Raw genomic sequence first — 269 nt, 5'->3', positions numbered from 1 at the left:
GGCGTCACGGTGAGCGTGAGCGTGGCGCTGGCGCTGGCCGTGCCGTCGGTCGCGGTGTAGGTGGCGACCGGAACGCTGCCGTTGAAGTTGGCGACCGGCGTGAAGACGTAGCTGCCGTCGGCGTTGACGGTGAGCGTGCCGACGTTCGCGATGGCGGCGCTCTGGCCGGCGGTGTAGGTCGTGCCGGCGATGGTGAACTGGGTCACCGCGAGCGTGTCCGCATCGGCGTCGACGTCGTTGGTCAGCACGTTGCCGGTGATCGAGGTGTC

Annotated in this window: 1 protein-coding gene; it reads right to left on the bottom strand. The window is 69.5% G+C overall.

Annotation, left to right across the window (positions count from 1 at the left end; translation table 11 throughout):
- Positions 1-269: cadherin-like domain-containing protein (locus B0W80_RS35860; RefSeq protein WP_179107117.1), on the bottom strand; the 269-nt coding region annotated here is incomplete at both ends.

The sequence above is a fragment of the Variovorax sp. KK3 genome (assembly GCF_001984055.1).
Taxonomy (GTDB): Bacteria; Pseudomonadota; Gammaproteobacteria; order Burkholderiales; family Burkholderiaceae_C; genus Variovorax.
This window is presented reverse-complemented; position numbering and strand designations above follow the sequence as displayed.